This window comes from Fodinibius sp. SL11 (assembly GCF_052060035.1).
GTDB lineage: Bacteria > Bacteroidota > Rhodothermia > Balneolales > Balneolaceae > Fodinibius.
This window is the reverse complement of record NZ_JBPOEA010000008.1, coordinates 13,895-35,022: the sequence shown is the minus strand read 5'-3', so window position 1 is coordinate 35,022 and position 21,128 is coordinate 13,895. Positions and strand designations below refer to the sequence as shown.

The window sequence follows — 21,128 nt, the reverse complement described above, 5'->3', positions numbered from 1 at the left end:
TAAAATATCTTATTACATGTGGTTTCGCATTCTTCGGTCTTTAAGAATCAGAGGAGAGGGTGTCCGCGAAAGCGGCGCCTTTCTCCTGTCTGATTCTAACCAGAGAAAAATATCTGACTATCTCCTTTATGATGATATCGATCCTCATGCTTTAGATAGTGGTATTGTTGATTTTAACCCTGCCCTAATGGGGAAAGTATGGGAATACTGTGAGCAAAATTCATTAAAAGTTGTTGCAGATATTCATACACATCCTAAAGGTGCCAGCATCCGACAAAGCGGATTAGATAAAAAGAATCCTGCTATCCCTAAGCCAGGATATATCGCCATAATTGTCCCAGATTATTCCGAGAACTGGTTCCTACCCATTAACAAAGTTGGGGTATATAAATATCTAGGCAATAAAAAGTGGGATACAATTACGAACAGTAATGAAGTAAAGCTAACCTTACTATGAATAACCAGATTGATTCAACAAGATACGATAGAATTCTTAAAGCACTTATGATTGAGTATGGGTGTAGCAAGAAAGAGGCTTTAAATAGACTAAAGTCTTTAACGATAAAAATTGAGGCAGGTCCTTCTATCGAAGAGTCACTTCCTCTTCAAGCTGCTTTATTGACAGCAGTTAATACGGCAAAAAGAGCCTTTGCCGGTGGTTTGATAATTGATATCCCTCAGGGGATAAGTTTAAAACTGCCACTTGATGGATATTTAACAATGGATGAAGCTATTGAAAATATAGCTAAAGCCAACATTGTTAATGCCTCAGAAGCTGGTAGCCCAGCATTTACTCTTTTATTTGGCAAATCATCCAATTCTTACTCCGAATTAGAGGTGGTTTGTAATGGATGGCAAGGTGGTGTTGTGGCGAAGAATGAAAATATAAGTCTTGAAAGTATAAACTCATCGTTACCGTTAGGAGGTATATATGCTGGTGGCCTAGGTGTGGCATGTGCATTTAATGTGGCCGCACATTTAGATATAAAAGCAGCAGATAAAAGCAGGGGGTTATCCTTGTGGAACTTTAGTTCATCCGACTCGTGGCATTTACCTGAGAATAATGGTCAAAAGGTCAAAGTCCTACCGCCCAATCTTTGGCTGTTGGGCCTAGGTCATATCGGACAAGCTCATGCTTGGACAATTTCGCAATTACCTTATAGTAATAAGAAGCCAAAAATTTACCTCATGGACTTTGATTCCATTGAAGATTCTAACCTTGGTTCTGGCCTTGTCTCATTTGGCGATCATATTGGAGAAACAAAAACATCAGTAGTTTCAAATTGGTTAAAAAGTAATCAGTTTGAGACACGGATTATTGATCGTCCTTTTACATCTAATACACGCATTGAGCCTAAAGAGCCATTCAATGAGCCTCTTCTTGCTCTATCAGGTTTTGATAATGCGGTTCCTAGAATGGCTTTAAGTGAAGCGGGTTTTGACGTGGTCATCGACAGTGGTATAGGAGGTGAATTGCATAGCTTTGATTCTATAGCAATTCGCATTTTTCCTAACCAGTTTCGTACTCCAGAAGAAACCTGGACTGTTAATGAAAACGGAACAGCGAAACATGAATATGACTGTGATGATTTTGGGGAGTTGATGAAATATGAAATGGAGGACAAAGCAATTTCAACATCATTTGTTGGTGCAATAACAAGCAGTATTGCTTTTGCAGAGCTAATAAAAGCTCTACATGGAGAAGCATCAGATTATTCAATTACGTATAAAATACGTTCTAACCGGGTTAAATATTTATCGGACAAATCTGTTTCAGAGCCATTCAGAAGGCATTATATAGAGGTATAAACAACTTATAACTTTAAATTTTAGTAATAGGAGGTGAAACATTATGGCGACTAACCCACCGTCCGGAGACGGGCATCGAAATGGAGCGGTCCGTAAACGGTCTCAGTTTAAAGGTCCTGATGGAAAATGGATCAAAAGAGATACTGAAACCGGTAGAATTATGGACCGAAAGTCAGATAGTGAGCCCTTTAAAGGGGTTCGGAAAGAAAAATAATAAATAAAAAAAGAGGGGGTGTTAATATGTAATACCCCCTCTTTTCACATAAATTTTTTTTAAAGATCCCACTCAACAGATTTCAGGCGTTCAGCGACTCTTTTAATATCACTAAGAACAGCCTCATCTTCTGGAAGGTCACCGATGACCAACTCTTTAAATGTTCCGTTATAAACAGGCTTGATCTTATTCCAGGTTTCTTCGGGCTTGTTAAAAAGCAGAGCTGAGGCGGGATGCTCATATAGCCAGTCGTACTGGTCGCCATAACTTTCGATATCATCGGCTCCTACTTGAAGCAACATCTCATCCAATTTTTCGCTTTCAAAGAAATCTTGAATCGTGGGTTGCTTTAACAGCATGTGAATGTCATAAGTGTGCCGGACCTTATTTCCAAGATCCTCATAGGGATTTTCAGCATGAGAAAAGCGGACCAGAGACATTATTTTTTCGCAAAAGGTCCGTTCTATAGTTAGTACTTTCAAGGGAAAGGGAGCTAATCCATATTTTTCAACAAGCTCTCCCTGACTTCTCGCTTTCATCATGTCAGCAATGAAAGAATGGACTTCTACCTTTTTATGGGGCTCAAAATGTCCCAGCCTTGAAACCTCAACAATGATTTTATCCCGAATCTGGCCAAAGGCTTGGTCATATCCATGTTTGGCATACTCGTAGGCTACTTTCCTGTTTTTACCACGTTTCATGGTAATTCCCGGTAATTCTACTTCCTCCAAATCAGTATCGTCAACCACCTTGCTGACATCCCTGACTCTTTTGTCCATTTGGTTGTTGGATAGGTCGGGATCTTCTAACACCACAAGATCGATATCCTCCGAAAACCGGTTGATAGCCTGGTAACATTTGGAAAGTGAGGTGCCACCCTTAAATACGGCAACGTCTTTCATATCGGAATGAAAGATCGCATGAAGGGCATAGGTTACCCAGTAGTCTTTCTCGATATAGATTTCCCGAATATTCTTATGATCAGCGGTAGCCCTTATGGCATCCCGAAAGATTTCGGCATCTTCGTGTAGGTTCATCTAAACAATATTCCAGTTTTGAGCTGTAGGCAAGCTACTGCTTAGACTGCCGAACTCGTAATTCGACAAGGGATTCAAACTATTCTTCAATTTTGGAAAGGCGCTATTGAATTCCTGGTCGGTAAGTAAGGCTCCCAGCAGCGCACGTACGCGGGGAGGGTATTGCAGGGCAAAGGTGATCAGCTTGTTTCTGTCGGCAGTACACAAATCACGTATGCGGTCTTGCAATTGCCCGATAGCATTATCAATATCCAGGTCCGGGATTTTTTTGAAATCCTTTATGGCATCCAGTATCTCCAGGAAACGGATGTTCTTGTCCGTAGGATCCACGTAGCTTTTGACCGATTTTATCTTAAGGTTATCGATCTGGGTATTGATCCTTTTTTTATTGCAGGCCAGGGTAACGGTTTTGGGAACCTGCGTCGTAAGTCCCATCCGATTGTACAGAGACAAGCCTGTGATATAGGCTATGCGATTGTCGCCTTCGTACATATAGGGCTTGAGTAGCTGCACTTCATTGGGTTTTAAATCGCCAAACAGCGACTTTTTGGGCTTGTAAAACAGCCCTTTGGAAATTCTTTTTACGACATCATTAGATATCAACCGCTCGATGGCCTTGGTAGCAGCTCCGTATTCGCTGTTATCTATGCCGAGCTGCTCATATTTAAATGTTGTTCCCTCGTCGAAGGAAGAAACTTTGTCTTTTATTCTTTTGGCGGTACTCATAATGCTATGTGTTATGGTAATGGTTTTTAACAGCTTGTATAAATATAGCATTTAATTGTTAAGTATGTCAAGTTTTTTACGTTGTTTACTTGACATATAAAAGAACAATTATTTTACACAGTAACCTTTGTAAATGCTTATTGAAATAGGGTTGCCTGGTTTTCTTGGGGATCAATGGTGGGATAGAACACACCGATTATCACAAACGGATTGGTAGCCTTTCTTCTATGCCATTGTAGAGTTGTACCTAGAAATAAGTATAATTCCTTTTTTGACATAAACTCATCCCAATATTTTTTCCGAACCTGTCTTAATGCTTTTTTTTCATTGCCATCAGCACGTCTAAGACAATTCCAATAGAGGGCTCCAATCTCCCAGTCTTCGATCATTAGTCGAGATGTTTTCCCATCCTCGTCTTCAAATTTGTAGTAAAATTTATAGGGCAATTTATTAACAACATCGGTATCCCCTTCACCACCTCGCTCATCAAATAGATCTTTTTGTTGAATATTCTTCTGAAAATTACCTTGCCATTCTCTCTCATCTTCTTCCCATTCAAAATCGATAAATTTACTTGGTTTAAACGTTGCTAAAGAAATATGCTTTGGCTCTTTAGAATCCTCAATAAGTTGTGACTTGGAGGTATAAACTTTAGGCCCATCATCTAAGATAACATCCTTTCTTGCCTTCCAATGATTGTTTGTATCAAGACTTTTAATAATTTGTATATCATTAAGACCAGTATCGACAGGTGAATAACTTTCAGGTCTAAAGTCATCTTCTCTCTCTTTTAAATCTAACTCAACCCATTGGTATTTACTATACTTGCCTTCAGTATCTAAAAAACGAAAAGGGACAGGATATATCCGAACCCACTCCCCATCTTCGGTAATACCAGCAGTACAAACTAATTCGTCATATGATCGTGAAGGTAAAGGATAGGCCTTTACAGTTATGAGTACCCTCTTTCTATCTTGTCCCAATGTAGCCATAAAAAATTATTTTTTATTATAAATGTTCAATTGGTACCTCATATTTTGAGTTAAGGTAATCAGATACCTTGTGACGGTGACAACTGGTGTGCTCTTTTTCAAAGCAGGTGATTGCCACACGTTTATATTCTTTGAATAGGGAATAAAGCTCTTCTAAATGTTCGGTTCGTTCTGGTAACGTTTTTTCATATTCCTCAAACAGTTCTTCATAATCAGCTTTGGAATCCAGATTTTTTCGCTTATCAGACTCAATACCCAGCTCTGATAAGTGTATGAATTCTATTCCCAGCTTCTTGCACATGCTTTTAAGCTGGCTCTTGTTAAAACCATACTTCATACTCATTGAATTTTTGCGGACATCGACTAAAAGTCGTACATCTTTGCTGACCAGCTTATTCATATATGCTTCCGCTTTGATTCCTTCGTAGCCGACCGTATAAAGCTTTTGGCTTTTGTTTTGAGGCCGGACTAATTCGATGCTGTTTAACCCGGTAGCATCCAAATATTTTGATGCAATTTCACTGTTAATGGCATAAAACGGATACTCCCGGTAGGTATAAGATACCAAGTCTTTGTAATCGGCTGCCTTGAACCGACTATACAGTTCTTTTAATATTTCCTGATCTGTAATTTTTAGTTGACTGATGTAATCTTCATCTACATTTATTTCCCAAATATCACTGTCTTTGAGTTGTTCATATTTAATCATTGTCCCTTTATCTGAGCGGGCCTGCATGGAATAAGCTCCATATTTATATGGAATAAACTCATAGGCGGGATTTTGCTGCTGACGGGTGAAAATAAGCAACAACTTTTGGAAACGTGTAGGCTTAAGTTTCCCTCCAAATTGTTGCAATAATGCTAATATGATTTTACGGCGGTAATACATCTATTGATAACTATTTTTCTTCTATTGATTTTCTTATGGTTTTTGAGTTACTATTTAATTTATCGTGAACTTCATCTTCTTTAATTGTTTTCGTTGCTTTTCTTTTAATACGTTCACCAGGAACGAATATGTATAATATCGCTAATAATTGAAGCATTAACATTACACCGGCCCATGCAAATGAAATAGATTGAAGCATGTCCGAATATGGTTGGAAAAAGGGTAAGCTCTTCACAACTGGGTATGCGACTAAATATATTAATGAAGAAATGATAACCAATGTCGATAGATACATTGGGATCAAAAGGTGTTCAATATTATCATAAGCTGCCTTCTTATCGACCAAAGGTACTTCAGATGAAAATATTATTTTTATGCTATTTGAAAATACAATAGCGATCCAAGCACCCATTATTCCAAATACTATTCCAGATATCCTAATCAGATTTATATAGATTTCTTTTTGTGTTTCCCCGTTAACATAACTCCCAAATAAAAAACAGACGATACTTACCCCAATAAGGAGTATTGAGTAGAGTATTTTTCGTAGTGAAAGGTTCATTATTCTAATACATTAAGCAATTCTTCTCGATTTTGCTCTATCGCAGATAACAAGGAACTCCCTTCAACAACTTCGGGGTTTAGCCTATCTATGTTTAACGGATAAGTAACTTTGGCTAATGAGCTACTTAACCAGTATGTTTCCCCACTTTCCCCTGATAATTTAAAACCTATGTCATCCCAATTCCCTTCATGGGTTTCTCTCCAAAAATCGATTGTAGAATTTAATTGATCGAGAGAAGGTTGGTAATTAACCTCATATTTAATTTTGTGTTCTTCTTCTATAAAGTCATTACCTAAGTTCATTATCCCCATTTGTGAGAATAGGTTTTGGAAAAGATTTCTTTCATTCTCTATTGTATAGTTTAAATCATCTTTCCTGATAATTTTGAAAATGTCATTATGCCTATTACGCAGATACTCTATTTGCCCTTCTTGCCTCTTAGGAGACGATTGAAATGTACCATAAAGTTCTTCCCTATAAGTTTCTGGAGGACCTTCAGTATAACCGGCAATTTTATCATCAAATTCTTCTTCTACTTCATCACTTTTTATAGCATAGGAAGAAAACTTACATAAATAGTCATTTAAGTATCTTTGTAAGCCTGGGTGACCATTTAAATTATTTCCAAATCGAATTGTTGCAAATAAATTAGTATTACTTATAAACCAAAAGTATGTGGCATAACCTGGAATGTAACCGTCAGGTACTTCTTGGATTTCAATATCGGGTTCACCTACTCGGGATTGCCCATTTATACTTGCAAAATTTCCTTGATCATTTGGTGTCTCATTCCATGTTGTTAACAAATAATCACCTACATCATTATCAATTAAGTTAAAACAGTAGGTTGGGCTTAAGTTTTGATAATCATCGAATTCAAAGAGTTTTGTAAGAGCATATGTTTTGTCGTCAGCCCATTCACTTAAATCAGATAAAGCATCATCTATGGTACCGAATTCCGGATTATCGCTCCCTCTCTCATAGAACCCGCATTTATCAATTTTGTAAAAATTTATTGAGGCGTCTTCTATCATGTGAACATATCTTTGATGAAAAATTAGTATTTCCAACGTTGTACTTATAAACACATGTTGTGAAATACTTACATCGCATTCAACTTATCGCCGAGATAGTTTTTTAAATTCCATTTTTTAGACGTATCAAGGGCTCTCTCAAGACAGATAAATTTTAGCTCATCATCGCCTTTAAAATGCTCGACCGTTTTTTCGTGCAACTCACCATCCAGGCAGATCAGAGCTTCTCTGTGGTCGTCTTTTGCTAAATAGACTTTATTTTCTTCAAACTCCTCTTGCTCTTGAATTGAATAGTCCAGCATAAAACCGTTTTTAAGTAACACTTCGTCAATGATATCCTCTTCATTAAACATGGTTTGCATACTGGATTCTTTCTCGTTGATATAGTCTTTTAAAGCCTCCACATTTTCTTCTTGGGATTTCTCGGGATCGGGCTTGAACTCCACACGTGGAAAGTTCGATTTTGCCAAGGTATAAACTTTAAATCCTGAATCAATAGGTTCTGGGTCTTCACCATAACCTTTAATAACACGCTTGTTCCGTTCAATTGTGATATCACTGACTTTTTTAAATCCAGCCTTTTCTGCCTCACTATTCTCACTTACTGATTCTGGTAATTGGGCAATGATATATCTGCGATTACTATCCTCTTCTTTATTTAGTTTCATCGTTGCATGGGCTAAACTACCTGAACCAGCAAAGAAATCCATAACTAAACTATCTTCTGCTGATCCCATCCTTAAAACCTCCATCAGTAATTCGGTAGGTTTTGGAGTATCAAAAATATTTAAGTTTCCTAAGATATCTGCCATCTCTGAGGTAGCATTATTGTTATAAGCTACATCATCCCAAAGGGTACTGTACGTAACACCATCTCTTACATCACAAAGAAAGCGTTTCAATTTAGGTCTACCTTCTCCATCTTGACCAAAGTAAATCTCATCGTTATCAAGTAGCTTCTGCATATCCTCCTGATTATAGCGCCAATTCCCATTAGAAGAAGGATAATGTTTCTCACCTGTTTCGGGGTTTTCAATCGGATAATAAAGGGATTCTACATAACGTCCCCCTTTGACATTTGCCATTAAATCTCCAGATGTCCATGGTCCTTTAGGATGATTATCGGGATTACTATACCGAGCTAACTGTTCTTCACTGCGGGGTTTTAAGTTTAGCTCAACAGAATCTATATCTTTGGCACAGAGCAAAATATATTCGTGAACTGCCCCGATTCTCTTATCGTTGGGAGGGCCATTTCTCTTTTTCCAAATCACTGTTTCTAAATAGTTTTCTTCCCCAAAAACTTCATTTAATAGCTTTCTCAGGTTAGCAACTTCTGTTTCATCTATTGAGATACAGATTAATCCTTCAGGAGATAATAATTGCCTAGCAACTAACAGTCGACTATACATCATCGACAGCCAGTTGGAGTGAAACCGCCCCTGTGTTTCACGATTTGTATCTACCTTAATGCCTTCTTCTGTAGTACCCGTCTTTTCCCAATAGGCTTTTTTATCCTCACTGTAATTGTCTGAATAGACAAAATCTTTACCTGTATTATAAGGTGGGTCGATATAGATACAATCAATTTTTTCCCGATAAGAGGATCGCAAGAGTTTTAGTACTTCTAAATTTTCTCCTTCAATAATTAAGTTCCCATTCGCTTTCTCAGGGCTCTCAGATCGATCTTTATCATATTTTAATGTAGCATTACTTGGTGTAAAAGCCTGTCGTTTAGCTTGGGCCTTACCGAACCACGTAAATTCAAAGCGCTCACTTTGTTTAACATTATCAGCATCTACAGCCTTTTTAATCTCTTCAAGATCGAGCTTTCCTTCTTCGGTAAACCAATCGGGGCATTTATCTTTCAACAATTCTAAACGTTCTTGGTTGATATCCGGTGTTTCGGGCATATAGTCTTTTACTGTTTCACTCATAACTATTCTTGTTCTTGTAGGGCTTCATATTCAATATCTGACTCGCTTACAAAAGTTTTCCAGTCCTTAATGGGTCCTTTAAAGCTGGCATAATTGATTTCTAGGTTTATCCCTATAGCCTCAAAATGCTTTTGGGCACACTTTATTTTCATTCTTTCACTTTCACTAATTGCAGATGGATCATCTATGTCATTGGTATTTTTAGTCTCAATAATAAAATGAAGTTCGGTTTCCTTATCGGACTTAATCCCACGCTTTCTAATAACCACCCCAAAATCAGGGTTGTAAGTCCCCCCAGTAGGTATTGGAATTTTATAGAAGTCCGGCAGCTTTAAAAAGCATACGACTTCATCATCATTATCGGCATATCCGGCAAACTCCTTCTCTACTTTACTGTCATATACAATTTTATTATAAATGCCTCTTTTAGGAGTTGGTTTAATATTTTCGGAATGGGTTTTCACTTTCTCCTTGAGAGCAGAGATATCAAACTGCTCTCCGGTCGTATCATACTGCATCACACGGACCATTTCTTCCATTTCGACCTGGTTGATTATACGGCTTGCTTCCTGTACAAATCGTGGTGGATTCTTAGCTATCTCAGTTTCATTGGCTAACCCACTCACTATAGCCATTGTTGTATTGTAGGATAGGCCCGTGTTTTCACTTAGCTCTTCCACAATATCAATTGGAGCAAAAAACTTCTTAAGCTTTTTAGACGTAGATCCAAGATATTCATCTTCTAGTTGATCGCTGTGCAGCTCTTGAATACGATTCCGTCGAGTTTCAACCTCATATTCAGGGATAGTAAGATGATTTATTCTCTCAGTAGCTTTTTCAACAAGCTGCTCTTCATCAAAACTTACCGTATAATTGGTTTTTCGTGCTAAGCGGTCCCAGAACTCTTCAAAAGACTTGCTCTCATACAATTCATTATTTCGATGAATTGTTTTCTCAGAAACTTTATCACCCTTATGTGTATGACGAGTCTCTGCACCGGCATCAGCCGTACCAAACGACTCTTTAATTTGTTCTTGGTACTGAGAGACAAATGATTCGTACGTTTCATTAGGAACTACGGTGAGTAGATTCAGCTCGTTACCTTCCTCGACATCGTCCTCATCATAAACTCGCTGGCCATCTTGATTGACACATATCCGGAGCCCACGCCCAATTTCCTGACGTTTTTTAATTTCACTATATGAATGGTTTAGGGTGGCGATATTAAACACATTTGGGTTATCCCATCCTACTCCTAGGGCCGAGTGCGAAAAGATAAACTCTATGGGATCATCAAAATTTAGCAGAGCTTCCTTATCATTGAGAATACGGTCATATATTTCACTATTTACGCTCATCGAGTACTCATTATCCGTATAATCGCCTTTGGTAGTCTTAGCAAAATAGCTGCCCTGGACCTTCTCTATATGCTCTTTTGTAGGCTTTTCTCCGTATTCTTCTTGATAAACTTTGGCATATTCCTCTTCAAAAAGCTGTCTTACCAGCCCATCTTCTTTGATGTAATTGTCAACCTTATCAATAAAAATAAGCGAAAGGCATTTTATCCCTTGCTCACGAAGTTTATCCCGCTTTTGAAAATGACTCCAAATTAGCCAGTATAGCTGTTCTCGGAAGATACCGGAGAAATCTTTAGTCTGCTCCTTTTCAACCAGTTCTATATCGTTTGTGAACTTAACCTTAAACTGCTGATCCCGGATATCTTTGTAAATACGGTCTATCTCAAATCCCTGGTAGCTCACATTATCCGTAGCTTCAAACAAGCTATCGCCTGCCGTAAGCCAAGGTGTCTCTTTAAAGTCATACGCTTCCTTACTCTTGCTCCACCGCCAGGCATTTAGTTTCGCCTGCGGGTCCCCATTTTCTCGTGTCCGTACACGTGTCACCTCCAGCTTTAGCGTAGCCTCATCATTTTTCTCGGCCACTGAAAAGACTTCAATCTTTTTCACCAGTCCTTCCTCATACGCATCATGGGGCGTAAGACGATAAAGAAGGTTCTTCATCACCTTATGAGTAGCCGAATAACGAAGCTTATAGAGCGGATTCAATTTGGCAATACGCTCTTGGGAATTTTCGGTATCCATTCCCTCTTGGGGTTCATCCATGATAATGAACGGTTGTGTTTTCCCAATCGCCTCGATGTAAGGAATATTATTGAAGAGATCTTCACGCTGCTCACGATTCAGGATATTGTCATCTTTATTAAAGGACTGCAGCGTCATAATCATTATTTGGGGATGCTGCTCTTCAATAAAAGATCGCACGCGGTTTAGGTCATCACTATCATATTCAAAGTAGTCAGGAATAAAACCGTAAATCTCTTCTAGCTGGTCACCAAAGTCTTTTAGGGTTGAAATAACACCTTCTCTAATAGGTACACTTGGTACTAATATGATAAACTTTGTGAAACCATATTCTTTATATAGCTCAAAGATTGTTTTCAGATACACCAAGGTTTTACCAGTACCGGTCTCCATTTCGATACAGAGATCATTGTCCGTAGAGAGTTGAGCCATCTCTTCAGGAATACCATTCCTTGAAATAACCTCTTTGATATTCTCCTGTATCTCTTCCTGAGAAAGGGTCCCTATATTAGACCGAACTCCATAATGGCAGGCATTATCAAAAGTATTTTTCTCTTGCCCTTTAAATACATCGACTACCGACTGTATAGCTTTTTCCTGATATGGTAGTTGTTCGAGCTTAAATGCCATACGTACTAATGATATTTACTGATAGCTGTTTTTTACTTTTGCAAGATGTAGGAATATAAAAGAAGGCGCAAAGAGTTTTGTTATCTAATTGTACTAAATAAAGCGCTCGTATTGTTTTAGGAAAGAAATAAGATTGCCTGCGTTGATATCATTCTTATTAAGGCCTCGTTTATTCCATAACTCAATCAATTTACTTTCTGGCCGATTAGGTGGACGTCCACCCCCTGAACTAATATTTGAACAAGTTCCACTAGTTAAGGGAAGATTCACGTCACCCTCTCTTATGATCATTTTAACACATACTGATTGCCCATTTCTTTTGCGAAACTGTTGAGCAATCCATCGTTCTTCTATATTACCGTTTCTTCTCTCTTCATTGCCAATCTTGAGTGAAATCATATTGCTTTCCTTAGTTTATTAAAACTAAAATGGAGACTAATATTTAAACTAATACTGTCAACATAGTGTCAGTCTTATTTTAACATGATTGGTAAAGATTTTATCCCAACTTTTTTTGCCACAAAATAAGTCGAATTCCCATCCACAATATCAAAAAGACCTAGTTCTTCTACACTTGGTCTAATAGAAATAGGTTTTCGCCTAGGTATTATCCCTTGATACGCTTGTCTCATGTAGATAAAGCCGTTGGCAATTCCCTTTGGACGCTTTCTTGTTGGGCAAAGCCAGCTGATAGGTACAATGGCCGTAGCTTCATCCATATTGAAGAAACGATCCAGTCGGTTGGGATCCAGGCAGAACATGCTCTGGTAATTGTAGAGGTACGTCCCAACTTGTTCCATATTAAGCCAGCCTGTTAGCGGGGTACTGGTTCCAGCGTCATTGATATAGTCAATCTGAAAGAATTGGCCCGTACCATCTATGAGTACATGCAGTTTGTTGTAATCGTGATATTGGCGATTGATTTCATTTAGCTGATCAGAGAAATGTCTCAACAAAGTAGATGGTTTAGTGGTATCGGGGGTTGTTTTCATATATCCCATCTACAGGTTTTCCGCCTGCGGATTCTCCCTAATTAGGGTAATTAGGTCGTCCACTTCTGATTTTCGGCACAGCTTAATGGCCTTGCGCCCGTTTTGGATGTTGCGGCCATAGCTGCGGACGGTCAGCATCTTGCGATAACCGCAACGGTAGAACGAGGTCCGGGATATACGCCCCAGCTGTTCACACATGTAACCGATGGCTTCTCCGATGGTCATGAAGTCTTCTTGGTTGGAGCCGGTTCCCGCCGGTAAATAGTTTATCTCTTCAGGATTTTCAAAATTAGACATTATCTATCTTATTTTCTTAGAGGGTGGTGTTAAGTGCAGTAAAATTCAGTAGTTACCTGTCTAAGAAATCGGGAAAGATTCATCTTAGATATCTTAGACCGATCTTAGACTTCTTAGTCGTTTCTTAGTGGTTTTCTTAGATATATTATTATTTACTAACTAACTATTATTATTATACTTACAGGGTGTTATTCAGGCCGGATTTTGAGTTTCTAAGAAAATAAGACGCTATTTCCAGTTTCTTAGTAATTCTCATATTCCCGGCCATTTGGGTCAAAAAGGAGCCGCCTCACTGGCTCCCGCAACAGCGTATTCAGCCGGTCCTTGTTGGGACTCGCGCTGCATCATCAAATTGGCCTCTTCCCGCCGGCCAAAAGCCCGCAGCCACGACGGCGTAAGGTGCTTCCGAGGAATATGGTAGCCGTGCCGATTTTCTTTGATGGTACCCTTTATCGGATCTTCGTAGCTATAGTAGTTGGTTTTCGCCTTTCCATGCAGGTCCAGTGCTTCAATTTCTTCCCGGATGATATCCTGGCTGATATAATCGCGTCCCTTGTTGTAGTTGGTGTAGGCGTCCCAGATACCGCTCCAGTACATCACCAGCCCATCCTTGCTGTTCCAGCCGTAATAGCGTTTGGGGAGCTCCCCGTTATCGTTCATGACTTCTATGCTGGCCAAGAATTGCTGAAGCGGGGTTTGGTGGACTTCGCGCTCAGCGGAGTTGGCCAGGAACTGGATCCCGTACCGAAAGATCTCGGTGGACACTCGCGACTCCCGAAGCAGGTCCTGCATCTCCCGGAGGTCTTCCTCGCTTGCAGCCGACTTATCCTTCCCGGAAAGCGATTGGCCGACGAATTCGGCGAATTGCACGTCACTGGGCCGACAGACAAACAGATCTACCGTAATAAGCGCCGCCATATTTTCGATTTGACGGTCTTTAATCTGAAATCGCACGCCTTCTTGGTCGCTTCGTCGTCCCAGCTCTTCCTCCACAGCTTCAGTCAGCAGACGTTTGGTCCAGAGCAACTCGCTTTTAAACAGCTCCCGGTTAAAATCATTATAGGTGTAAAGCAGCGACAGGAAGAGCCGTTGCATCTGGTTTTTATGATTCTCAAACCACCAAAGGTTCTGAACATCTCCCCGTTTGTCTTTCGCGTATTCAATCATAATACACCGCGACCGGAAGTGATCTTCGGTCGGTTTGTAGTTGGAGATGAACATCAGCTGCGAACGCACGGGGCTCCAAGCGTTTTTGGTCCGATCATGGGAAGCACTTACCCCACGTTGTCGCAGCTCGTACCACATGTTAAACACCTGTGGGGTAATCTTTCCTTTTCCGGGGACGAACTCATCCATGATGACCGGAATCTTGCTGTGGTTGGCTAGCTTGTTTTCAGCGGATTTAAGCGTAGGGTTGGAATCTACGTCTGTAAACGACTGGCCGAAGAAATTCAGCATGATCTGCGAGAGCTGCCCTTTTCCCGTAGAAGGCTCTCCAAACAGGTATAGAAAGACGACATGCTTGAATACGTCATAAATCTCATCAAAGAACAGGAACGAGAGCATGTAGGAGAAGATGAGGTATCCCTCAGCCTTTTTTTCGGGTTGCTGGCCGGCAATGAGCTCCCCAAACTTATCCCGTACGGTATCGATAAAGTATTGTAATTCCTTATCGGTAAACAGATGATGTTCCTCTTCACTGTAAAATCCATCCGTGGGGGGCGACAGGTCAAACAGGGGCGCCGGTTCAATCCGGCCGGGCTTCACGTAAAAGGTAGTGTCGGCAGCTACCATGGGGAACAGCCCGGAATCCGGATTTGGAGCAATGATGTACTGGGGCTCCCGCAGGTGATCATTGGGGATGTTGATTAAGGCATTACGGGTCAGGTAAAACTTGTAGCCATGATGCTCAATAAATCCATAATAATTGAACTCATACACTGTCTGGGGTTGCCACCGATTGCAGAGAAAACTCATAAAGAAGAGGATTTCATCATCAGACTTAAACCGGGCTGACTGGTAGGAGTGCTTAAAGATCTGGATCTGAAACGCTTTCTTAGACAAGAGGTCCTCAGGCTCCAGCACAAAGAGCTCGCTTTGGGTTAGGGTTCGCGTTTCTGGAGTAAGCCAGCTCACCTGGCATTCATAAAGTGTGGAATCCCATTTAAGGGTCTCGGGATTGTAGCGGATGATCTTGGAGTGTATTTCAATGTCGAAGGTGCCGATGCGGCGACTGGTGCCATCGGTTTCATTGCGATACCATCCGAAATCCAAGGGATCGGAGCTGTCGATATATTCAAATGGTTCTTTTTGAGAATCAGAAACTACAGGTGGTTCAGACTCATCTGGGTGTTGTGGATTATTGGGTGATAGTAGCTTTAGAGAGCCTTCCCGGCTGTTGCTGCTGCTCATTTATTCGTTTTTGAGATATTAAAATTTTGTGTTCACTCACATGGTTGAGGTCATATAGATTGTCTCCATATCCGTAAATCACCCAGAGGTCGTAACCTTCTACGATCTGTGTTTCGATCATACGGACGGTTTCTTTGCAATGGATGCCATCGCTGTCAAGAAATTCAATGGTATCCCCAAGGGTATAGCGGGTGCGTATGGTAGCCATGGTCATTTGTCAGGTGGATAGTTGAATGCCTTTGGCTTTGCGAAGAGCGTCAATAGAAAGATCGAACTCATCGGTAAGCCGAGTGGTGAGCGTCTGCTCTGAAATCCCTAATGCTTGCTCCATGTTACACAAGCGCTGGTCTGAAATGTAGTATGGTTTTTTGAACCACTGTCGAAAAGTGTTAAGCTTTATCTGTGGGTATACGGCCCTCCGAAACTCATCAATGGTGTCGTATTGATCGATTATCTGGCCTTTGATGATGCTTAGCCGTAGCTGGTTTATATCATATTTGGTTATAGCTGAGTACACTGAAAAATTCTCTTTTTAATAATGTTGGTTAGCAGTATTATAAGCGCGTTATCGGTAAACATTACCGTTACCGCAGGGCCTAATTTAGTGACGCGATAACAACGAAACAATAAAAATATGTCGCGATTACAACATTTGACTATGAAGAGAGAATGCAAGTACGGCTAAAACAATCACTTAAGTAAGGACAAAAAAGTGGAAGAAATTGAACAGGATATCCTCCAGGAAAATATTCAATATTTGCTGGAGGAATATTATGATGGGAACGTTTCAGAAATGCAGCGCCAAACGGGAGCTAATCGCTCCGTCATATCTGAACTGAAGAATGGCACGAAAAGTGAGGTGAATAGCTCCACGTTACGTCATTTTGCCGAGGCAGGTATTAATATAAATTGGCTATTGACCGGAGAAGGGCCACATTTTGTGATCGGCAATGAGGAGGAGCTTAAAACCGAGCTGAAGCAAAAGCAGCTACTTGAGAATAGGATGGTGGAGATCAAAGGATTGGTGTCAGAGATAGATCAGCAGCTGGAAGAACACCCGGAGCTGAAACTTGACCCGGATGTTATGTCAGCCCTGTTGGACTTGCTGAAAAGAGCACTGTAGGAGCGACTGCCAGTTTAGCCGTTCTGTTTAAACATCCGTTCTATCACACGCCGCTCAAAGTATTTTCGACGAGCCCCTGCCTGAAAACTAGGAATATATTTCTTATGACCCGGAAGGAAATTGCTCCGGTTTAAAATCGTGCGATGCGAAATGCCAAATTCTGCCTGAATCTCTTGGGCCGTCATATATTTCGATTTGTCGGGTTGTACCATGATGGAGTCTAAAACAAAATCGAGCTTGGCTTCCAGGGTAGCTATAGTTTGTAGAAGAGAATCCTTGGGGTCTTGTGCTGTCATGAACATTCCTTTGATGCGTTTATTATTGCCGCAAAAAGAAATGACTTTTCAGAACAAAATGCACTTTTAAAATCAACATTTTTTAAGAAATTCTAACCTATTGATTTGGTTATAAGTCCATTCCTATTAGCCGTGTTTAGCAAGTCATTAGCTACGAGGTGAACATATTTGTTGGTTACCTCCAAGCTTTTGTGCCCCAACATATTCTTCACTTCGATTACATTAAAACCGTTGCGTAATAGGAAGGTAGCACAGGAGTGCCGGAGACCGTGAAAGTGGATAGAGTCTTTTAGTTTGGCCTCTTCGGTTGCGTAATACTTGAATCGTTTCGATACATTATCACCCATTAAAGCAAGTTCACCATTGGGTACTGATCGCGGACTGGGGAACACAAGTCCCTTTTTAGGTTTTCCGTTAAATATGTGCCACTTACTTAATTCCGTATAAAGTTTATCAAAAATGGGAACCGTGCGTTCATAACCATTTTTAGTGTCGGTAACTCTGAGAAATCGATTCTTCAGATTTACATGCTCCCATCGAAGTTGAATAATCTCCTTTCTGCGAAGTCCGGTGTAAAAGGCTAAAGTAATAAGCGGGATAAACCAATGTTGTTTTTGCTCATAGGTAGAGATCGCGCCAGACTTTTGGTGCTTCTTCTGGTATGCCTTGAACTTTTTGAAAATTTCGTTGAGCTCTTCTTCATCAATAATTTTGTCAACGAGATTATCTCTAGTCTTAGGCAAGCCAACCTTATCACAGGGATTGACTTCTAATACTTCTTTTTCGACCACCCAATTAAAGAATGCTTTTAAGTGTTTTAGGTAATTTCTTTTTGAAGCGTTTGCCAATTTAGGTCGCAGGCAAAAAGCTCTGATATCATTGGCGTCAATCATTGTGACTGGCATACTATGGCCAACCTGATCCATGAATTGCCGAATGATGTATTTATATGTTCTTCTCGTTTTCTCAGTAACGTTAGTTTTCTCCCTCAAGAATTGCTTCTGAAGGGTATTAATTATTGGACTGGTTAGAGAGGTTCCTTCCAGCTCTTGCTCTTTTTCATAATCCTGCAGATTCCAATTGTCATCAAATGGATTTATTTGACCAGCATCATAAAGCTTCTCGTATTCCAGTTTCTTTTGCTCGGCTATTTTTTTGTATTTAGTACCGAGGGCATAGGTCTTTTTATAAGACTTACCATTTAAGGTGGATTTAAAAACTATCGAGTAGTACCCGTTTCTCTTGGTTAAACTTGCCATGATAAATTAGTTCGGATTTGTTTAGGTGTACACCAGTAATGTAGTACCATATGTAGTACCGAACAAGGAAAATAGGGGTTATTTGGGAAAAGATTTCCCGAAAAGTGATAAAGGTATATATGGTATATACCAACAAAAAACCCCGCTTATTGTTAAATAAGCGGGGTTTTTGAAGTGTTTTAGAGGAGTACGCCCGGAAGGATTCGAACCCTCAACCTTCTGATCCGAAGCCAAACTGATATATAGCTTTATGGTTCATAGAGGTTGGTTTTGGGAGGCTATGTAACATCATTTGTAACAACAGTTAGGAAACCCATGAAAACTATTCATTGGACATAGTTGCCTCCTGATCCGTAATCTATGTGACATTTTTCTTTGCGTGAAATGGGCCGCGATTTTGGGATTTAATATAGTACTATTTGTAGTAGTACCGAAAGGGAATAAGGGGAAACAGTTTCCCGAAAATATTGGATAAAAATCTTTTCACTTACTACTAGAAATAAGTGAACATTTCTTCCTTTGACTAATATCCATATTTGGGACAGGTAATAACCATTATATGAATATAGTTTTTGAATTTGAACGTATTTGTTTCAAACTTGATTGTTTAGTTGTTGACGAATCACAGGAATCTATTAACGTTATGCCCCGAAAAAAAGAATATGATCCAAGCGAAGTCCTTCAAAAAGCGATGTATGTATTTTGGCAAAATGGATATCGCTCTACTTCGCTTCGCATGTTAGAAAAGGAGCTGGGAATCAATCAATTTTCAATTTATTCCAGCTTTCAAAACAAGCATAGTCTTTTTGTAGAAGTGCTGAAAAAGTATCGCGAACACATGCGTGAGGGAATTGTTCAAATCCTCATAAATTCAGAAGGAGATCTTAAAGATATTGAGCATTTTTATAAAGCCTTTATTGATGCTGTCCAAAATGGAGAGTCACCCAATGGATGCCTTGTTGCAAATACCGCCGCCGAGATTGGATCATCAGATAGTCAAATACATGAAGCACTTAAAGCATATTTTGGGATGATGGAAGAGGCCTTTTATGAACTCTTGAGAAAAAGTAAGGCTAAGGGGCAGTTGGACGAGGATATCGATCCGCGTGAAAAGGCAAAGTATCTCGTAACTTGTACTGAGGGGTTGTCCCTTTCTTCCAAGGTTATGGATGAGTCTGATCTCCATTCATTTATTTCATCTGTGATAGCTTCATTGCAACGCTAATTTTTTTGGGCTTGAATCTAAGTGAACGCTTAGAAAAGAACTACTGTTATTTTTTCTTATTTCTAAGCAATCGTTTAGTAACGCCAATCAATAAACCGATCAATACTATGAGTAATACTGAAGCAATAACGCTCGAACCCGCTACACTTGATAATGCACCTGACAGCTCGAAAGAAGTACTAAAAGAAGCGAAAGGGAATCTTGGATTCATTCCCAATATGTACAAGTATATGGCTCAAAATCCATCGCTGTTGGATTCATACTACCATGCTTATAACTCTTTTCGAGAAAAAGCAGGTTTTTCTCCACAAGAACAAGAAGTGATTTTATTATCCATCAGTTATGAAAATGGGTGCCACTATTGCATGGCTGCACACAGCTTTTTAGCAGAGAATGCGTCCAATGTGCCTGAAGATGTAACCAGTGCTATACGCAATGGAGACCTTGTGCCAGATACAAAATTGGCAGCCTTGAGTAAATTTGTTCGCACTATGGTAGTGAACCGTGGAGAGGTTTCCGATGAGGAACTGGCAAACTTTTTGGATGCCGGCTACGAAGAAAAACATATTCTTGGTGTGATCACCGCTATAGGCGTAAAAACGTTGTCAAATTATATGAACCACGTTACCAAAACACCCGTCGATGATGTTTTTGAGGGACACTCATGGAGCAAATAACATGAATTACTAGGCAAAGCCCCGGCTAAAATCCGGGGTTTTTAAAAAACTGTAAGAAGAATTGGTTACAGGGCGTCAAAATTATCATAAGCGTGGAGAAATAATTTGTTGCCATTCAAAAGTGATAGCGCATTGTTTTATATAGTTGATTTGAAAAATCATATATGCTCTCTGTAACAAACCGATCTCAACAATTTCAACATAACTCAAATGACAACCCCTGACTAACGTCAGTAAAATAAAAGCCAAATGGTTACATCAATGAATAAATTCACAATTCTAACAGTACTTTTAGGTCTATTATTTATAACAGCTGCATGTTCATCTGAGAAATCAGATACGGCTAATCAGACACAACAAGCTGATACTGATTCGACATTACAGGAAGCTCCTGATTTTCAGGTTACAACTATTGAAGGCGACAGCGTTAGTTTAGAGCAATCGATGGCCGATAACAAACCTATGGTTGTCTATTTTACCGCCTCGTGGTGCCCGATTTGTGCCAAAAACTGGCCAGTCCTATCGGAAGTGTATCCCGATTACGAAGATAAATTAAACCTTATTGCGATCGGTATTGATCCGACTGACACGAAAGACGTGATGACAAAGCTTGCAAAGGAAGAGAACTTTAAATTTCCTACTACCTGGGGACATCCGCAGATTATGGTGGACTTTGGAGTTGAAAGTCAGGCGACGACGGTAGGGATCAACCGCGATGGAAAAATTGCCTTTCAGAAAAATAAGACAGCTCTCAGCGAACAGGAATACCGGAAGCTTTTTGACCAGTTAGTGAGTCAATAATTATGGAATTTATTTACTTCTCCTTTATACAAGGAGTATTTGCTTTCTTAGCTCCCTGTGCGGTAGCGCTGCTGCCTGGCTATATCATTGCCTTTATTTCACGCAACTCGC

Annotated in this window: 23 protein-coding genes; 7 read left to right on the top strand and 16 right to left on the bottom strand. The window is 39.9% G+C overall.

All coding sequences use genetic code 11. From position 1 onward, the window contains the following. The first annotated feature begins 16 nt into the window (after positions 1-16). Genes ACQ76V_RS10315 through ACQ76V_RS10305 form a run of 3 tightly spaced genes read left to right on the top strand, consistent with a single transcriptional unit; the run spans position 17 to position 2,023 of the window. A complete protein-coding gene (locus ACQ76V_RS10315) occupies positions 17-457 on the top strand; it encodes a hypothetical protein (RefSeq protein ID WP_441000417.1) in 441 nt (146 codons plus the stop codon). Then, positions 454-1,809 carry a hypothetical protein gene (locus tag ACQ76V_RS10310; protein ID WP_441000416.1) on the top strand — a complete coding sequence of 452 codons (1,356 nt, stop codon included), beginning with the start codon at positions 454-456 and terminating at the stop codon, positions 1,807-1,809. The genes ACQ76V_RS10315 and ACQ76V_RS10310 overlap by 4 nt, the downstream gene beginning before the upstream one ends. 43 nt (positions 1,810-1,852) lie before the next feature. Continuing rightward, positions 1,853-2,023: a hypothetical protein gene (locus ACQ76V_RS10305; protein ID WP_441000415.1), complete on the top strand. Its 171-nt coding sequence runs from the start codon at positions 1,853-1,855 to the stop codon at positions 2,021-2,023. 59 nt (positions 2,024-2,082) lie between these two features. Here the strand turns inward: ACQ76V_RS10305 and ACQ76V_RS10300 are convergent, their stop codons facing one another. From ACQ76V_RS10300 to ACQ76V_RS10235, 14 genes are all read right to left on the bottom strand, one after another. Further along, positions 2,083-3,060: a nucleotidyl transferase AbiEii/AbiGii toxin family protein gene (locus ACQ76V_RS10300; RefSeq protein WP_441000414.1), complete on the bottom strand. Its 978-nt coding sequence runs from the start codon at positions 3,058-3,060 to the stop codon at positions 2,083-2,085. Then, the gene (locus ACQ76V_RS10295) at positions 3,061-3,786 is read right to left on the bottom strand and encodes a type IV toxin-antitoxin system AbiEi family antitoxin domain-containing protein (RefSeq protein ID WP_441000413.1); all 726 of its coding nucleotides are present in this window, start codon (positions 3,784-3,786) and stop codon (positions 3,061-3,063) included. It lies immediately after the preceding gene. 137 nt (positions 3,787-3,923) lie between these two features. Next, positions 3,924-4,778 (bottom strand): hypothetical protein, encoded by an 855-nt coding sequence (locus ACQ76V_RS10290; RefSeq protein ID WP_441000412.1) that lies wholly within the window; start codon positions 4,776-4,778, stop codon positions 3,924-3,926. Between the two features lie 16 nt (positions 4,779-4,794). Continuing rightward, positions 4,795-5,667, bottom strand: coding sequence for a DUF488 domain-containing protein (locus ACQ76V_RS10285; protein WP_441000411.1), 873 nt, complete (start codon positions 5,665-5,667; stop codon positions 4,795-4,797). A 10-nt stretch (positions 5,668-5,677) separates the two neighbouring features. Next, a complete protein-coding gene (locus ACQ76V_RS10280) occupies positions 5,678-6,229 on the bottom strand; it encodes a hypothetical protein (RefSeq protein ID WP_441000410.1) in 552 nt (183 codons plus the stop codon). Continuing rightward, positions 6,229-7,266: a hypothetical protein gene (locus tag ACQ76V_RS10275; RefSeq protein WP_441000409.1), complete on the bottom strand. Its 1,038-nt coding sequence runs from the start codon at positions 7,264-7,266 to the stop codon at positions 6,229-6,231. The genes ACQ76V_RS10280 and ACQ76V_RS10275 overlap by 1 nt, the downstream gene beginning before the upstream one ends. 68 nt (positions 7,267-7,334) lie before the next feature. Next, positions 7,335-9,203, bottom strand: a complete 1,869-nt coding sequence (locus ACQ76V_RS10270) for a site-specific DNA-methyltransferase (RefSeq protein ID WP_441000408.1) — start codon at positions 9,201-9,203, stop codon at positions 7,335-7,337. Positions 9,204-9,205: 2 nt separating this feature from the next. Further along, positions 9,206-11,935, bottom strand: a complete 2,730-nt coding sequence (locus tag ACQ76V_RS10265) for a DEAD/DEAH box helicase family protein (RefSeq protein WP_441000407.1) — start codon at positions 11,933-11,935, stop codon at positions 9,206-9,208. A 93-nt stretch (positions 11,936-12,028) separates the two neighbouring features. After that, positions 12,029-12,334 (bottom strand): hypothetical protein, encoded by a 306-nt coding sequence (locus tag ACQ76V_RS10260; RefSeq protein WP_441000406.1) that lies wholly within the window; start codon positions 12,332-12,334, stop codon positions 12,029-12,031. A gap of 74 nt (positions 12,335-12,408) precedes the next feature. Next, complete coding sequence (locus ACQ76V_RS10255; RefSeq protein WP_441000405.1) at positions 12,409-12,927, bottom strand: hypothetical protein; 519 nt, start codon at positions 12,925-12,927, stop codon at positions 12,409-12,411. Positions 12,928-12,936: 9 nt separating this feature from the next. After that, complete coding sequence (locus ACQ76V_RS10250; protein ID WP_441000404.1) at positions 12,937-13,224, bottom strand: hypothetical protein; 288 nt, start codon at positions 13,222-13,224, stop codon at positions 12,937-12,939. 273 nt (positions 13,225-13,497) lie between these two features. After that, positions 13,498-15,636, bottom strand: coding sequence for a hypothetical protein (locus ACQ76V_RS10245; RefSeq protein WP_441000403.1), 2,139 nt, complete (start codon positions 15,634-15,636; stop codon positions 13,498-13,500). Next, a complete protein-coding gene (locus ACQ76V_RS10240; protein WP_441000402.1) occupies positions 15,584-15,844 on the bottom strand; it encodes a hypothetical protein in 261 nt (86 codons plus the stop codon). Before ACQ76V_RS10240 ends, ACQ76V_RS10245 begins: the two co-directional genes overlap by 53 nt. 9 nt (positions 15,845-15,853) lie before the next feature. Then, a complete protein-coding gene (locus ACQ76V_RS10235; protein ID WP_441000401.1) occupies positions 15,854-16,153 on the bottom strand; it encodes a hypothetical protein in 300 nt (99 codons plus the stop codon). Between the two features lie 195 nt (positions 16,154-16,348). On the opposite strand from ACQ76V_RS10235, the gene ACQ76V_RS10230 reads away from it, so the two are divergent. Next, complete coding sequence (locus tag ACQ76V_RS10230; protein ID WP_441000400.1) at positions 16,349-16,759, top strand: hypothetical protein; 411 nt, start codon at positions 16,349-16,351, stop codon at positions 16,757-16,759. Between the two features lie 14 nt (positions 16,760-16,773). On the opposite strand, the gene ACQ76V_RS10225 is transcribed toward ACQ76V_RS10230, so the two are convergent. Together ACQ76V_RS10225 and ACQ76V_RS10220 are read right to left on the bottom strand one after the other, a co-directional pair. Then, complete coding sequence (locus ACQ76V_RS10225; protein ID WP_441000399.1) at positions 16,774-17,055, bottom strand: hypothetical protein; 282 nt, start codon at positions 17,053-17,055, stop codon at positions 16,774-16,776. Between the two features lie 92 nt (positions 17,056-17,147). After that, complete coding sequence (locus ACQ76V_RS10220) at positions 17,148-18,314, bottom strand: tyrosine-type recombinase/integrase (RefSeq protein ID WP_441000398.1); 1,167 nt, start codon at positions 18,312-18,314, stop codon at positions 17,148-17,150. Between the two features lie 559 nt (positions 18,315-18,873). Here ACQ76V_RS10220 and ACQ76V_RS10215 point away from each other — a divergent pair. The 3 genes from ACQ76V_RS10215 (at position 18,874) to ACQ76V_RS10205 (ending at position 21,017) form a co-directional block, all read left to right on the top strand. Further along, positions 18,874-19,539, top strand: a complete 666-nt coding sequence (locus ACQ76V_RS10215) for a TetR/AcrR family transcriptional regulator (RefSeq protein WP_441000397.1) — start codon at positions 18,874-18,876, stop codon at positions 19,537-19,539. A gap of 107 nt (positions 19,540-19,646) precedes the next feature. Continuing rightward, complete coding sequence (locus tag ACQ76V_RS10210; RefSeq protein ID WP_441000396.1) at positions 19,647-20,216, top strand: carboxymuconolactone decarboxylase family protein; 570 nt, start codon at positions 19,647-19,649, stop codon at positions 20,214-20,216. Between the two features lie 261 nt (positions 20,217-20,477). Then, a complete protein-coding gene (locus tag ACQ76V_RS10205; RefSeq protein ID WP_441000395.1) occupies positions 20,478-21,017 on the top strand; it encodes a redoxin domain-containing protein in 540 nt (179 codons plus the stop codon). The last annotated feature ends 111 nt before the right edge of the window (positions 21,018-21,128 follow it).